This window comes from Spongiactinospora gelatinilytica (assembly GCF_003236385.1).
Lineage (GTDB): Bacteria > Actinomycetota > Actinomycetes > Streptosporangiales > Streptosporangiaceae > Spongiactinospora > Spongiactinospora gelatinilytica.
The window spans coordinates 1-2,933 of record NZ_POUA01000592.1; the positions used below are offsets into that span (position 1 = coordinate 1).

Annotated in this window: 3 protein-coding genes; all 3 read right to left on the minus strand. The window is 73.8% G+C overall.

What is annotated here, in order from left to right:
• A partial coding sequence (locus C1I98_RS37385) for a DUF8836 family protein (protein WP_111171982.1) occupies positions 1–189 on the minus strand: 189 nt, incomplete at its 3' end.
• A 36-nt stretch (positions 190–225) separates the two neighbouring features.
• Entirely contained in the window at positions 226–2,475 is a 2,250-nt protein-coding gene (gene secD, locus C1I98_RS37390) for a protein translocase subunit SecD (RefSeq protein ID WP_111171983.1), read from the minus strand.
• Between the two features lie 39 nt (positions 2,476–2,514).
• On the minus strand, positions 2,515–2,933 hold a 419-nt coding region (locus C1I98_RS37395; protein WP_233508520.1), incomplete at its 5' end, for a hypothetical protein.

Here is a 2,933-nt window from a genome sequence, read left to right on the forward strand (position 1 = left end):
GGCGAGCAGGCGGCTGGCCATGAAGCGGGCCGTACGCACGGGCGTCCCGGTACGCGTGACCTCGGCCACCTCCACGACGCCCCGCCCGATGGTCACCTCGACCCGCCGCCCGGCCCGCGTCGCCACGATCTCGTAGGCCCGCGACCCGTCGTGGGTGTCCACGACGATCTCGACCCGATCACCCTTCATATCTGTTCTGTACCCCGCTGGGGCCATCGCGAAGAATCACAACACCGCACCCGACCCGCTCCGCCCCGGCGGAGCCTTGCGCCGGGCGGGCGCGACCGGCGGCCGCCGGTCGAACCGGGCCAGCGCCACCGCCGCCGGCCCCGCCACGAGCGCCGACGACAGCGTGCCCGTCACGATTCCGGCCACCAGCGCGATGGCGAAGTCGCGCAGCGAGTCGCCGCCGAACGCCATCAACGCCACCAGGATGAACAACGCGCCCAGCCCGGTGTTCACGGTACGCGGCAACGTCTGCACGATCGCCCCGTCCACCGCCGCCGCGAACGGTTCCTTGGGCTTGGCCGTCCAAAGCTCCCGTACCCGGTCGAACACCACCACCTTGTCGTTGACCGAGTAGCCGATGATCGTCAGCATCGCCGCCACGAACACCCCGTCGATCGGCTTGCCCAGCCAGGCGAACAGGCCCACCACGATCGCCACGTCCACCAGCAGCGCCAGCACCGCCGCCGCCCCGAACGTCCAGCGGAACCGGAACGCCAGGTAGGCCAGCTGCATGGCCACCGCCACGCCGAGCGCGATGAGGGCGTTGCGGCGCAGTTCCTCGCCCAGGCTCGGGCCGATGAACTCCTCGCGCCGCTTGGTCACCTCGCCGCCGTGCGGCTCAAGCGCCTGCTCGATCCTGGCCGTCTCGGCGAGGCCGAGTTCGGCGGCCCGCACGGTGACGCCGTCGCCGCTCGCCTGCACCACCGCCGTCGGGAACCCCGCCTGCGCGACCACCCGCCCCGCCACGTCGGCCGGGACCGGCCTGCTGGTCGCGAACTCCACGAGCCGCCCGCCGGTGAACTCGACCCCGACGTTCAGCCCGCGCACCACCAGCCCGGCCAGGGCGACCACGGCCAGCCCGCCCGCGACCGTCAAGAACACCTTGCCGGCACGCATGAGCCGCGGCTTGCGGTGCGCGAGCCAGTTCCGTACGGCCCCCTGGGAGGCGAGCCCGGACACCCGCGGCGAGATCCGGCCGACCGCGGCCTGCACCAGCACCCGGGTGATCAGCATGGCGGACACCAGCGACGCCAGCACGCCGACGCCCAGCGTCACACCGAAGCCCTTGACCGGGCCGGATGCCAGCCAGAACAGCAGCCCGGCGGCGATCAGAGTGGTCACGTTGGAGTCGGCGATGGCGCTCCAGGCGTTCTTGAACCCCCGGTCCAGCGCGCGGCGCAACCCGCGCCCGCCGTCCCCGGCCGCGCCGTACTCCTCCCTGGCCCGCTCGAACACCAGCACGTTCGCGTCGATGGCCATGCCGATGGCCAGCACGAACCCGGCCAGTCCGGGCAGGGTGAACGTCGCGCCCATCGCGACCAGCGCCCCGTAGGAGATCAGGCCGTAGCAGGCCAGCGCGATCGTGGCGAGCAGCCCGGACAGCCGGTAGACGAGGATGATGAAACCGGCGGTGAGCACCAGCCCGGCGATCGCGGCCTTGGCGCTGGCCTCGATCGCCGCCGCGCCGAGCGTCGGGCCGACCGTGCGCTGCTCGACGAGGTCGAGCGGCACCGGCAGCGCGCCGCCCTTGATCAGCACGGCCAGCTCGCGGGCCTCCTCGTAGGTGAACGACCCGGTGATGTCGGCGCTCCCGCCGGGCATCCCGGCGCGGCACGGCACCGACGGGTCCACCTGCGGGGAGGAGATGACCTCCCGGTCCAGCACGATGGCGATCCGGCGCTTGGGGTCGCCCTCCGGCTCGCAGGCGGCGGCCCCGGTCAGCCGCTGCCAGGCGTCGGCGTCACGGAAGTCGACGGTCACCCACCAGCCAGGGCCGCGCTGCGGGTCGCTTCGTTCGGTGGCGCCGGTGACGCCGTCGCCGGTGATGGCCGCGGGCCCGATCTTGAGCCGCGTGCCGCCCTCGTCCTTTACGGCCTCCTTGTCATTGGCCTCGGCGACGCCGAGCACCGGGTGGAAGGCGAGTTGCGCGGTACGGCCGATGACCTCGGCCGCCTGCCGCGGGTCGAGGACGCCGGGCAGTTCGACGATGATCCGCTTCTCGCCGGAGCGGACCAGGGTGGGATCGACCACGCCGAGCGCGTCGGCGCGGCGGCGGAGCACGTCAAGGGCGCGGTCGGTGGCGGCGGCGTCGGCCTTGACGGTCGCGGAGTCCTTGGACTCGAACACGAGCTGGGTTCCGCCGCGCAGGTCCAGGCCGAGGCGCGGGGTCATGGTCAACGCCAGAACTGCTGAGATCGCGATGACGGCGAACGCCGCCACCGCACGCCATAGCGGCGCACGGTTCATTGAACCCTCCACAGGTTCGGAAGTGCGGGAAAGGGATCTTCAGCACCTTGCGGAGGGAGGTCCGCGGGCCGGGGCGGCCGCGACCTGGAGTCCGTCCGGCGTGCGGGCGGTGGCGCGCACCGCGACGACGGCCCAGGCCGGTCGCGGGGCCGCCAGGCCGGCGGGCAGTACGGCGGGGCCGGTGACACCGGCGGGGCCGAGCAGCAGGTGCCGCGCCTGCGTCACGCCGTGATGGTACGGCTCGCGCCCGAGCCCCGGTTGTTCGCGCGCCTGCTGCGCCGCCACGCGTTCGGCGACGGCGGGCCACCCGGGCGGCGCGGCCGAGGCCGTCGCGCTCGTGGGCACCGCCCAGGGCACCAGGACGAGCCACGACAGCAGGAGCAGGCGAACGGCGGGCAGCCTGCTGCGCACGTCGCCTCCTCCTCGCCGGACCGGACCCGTTGGCCGCCAACGTACCC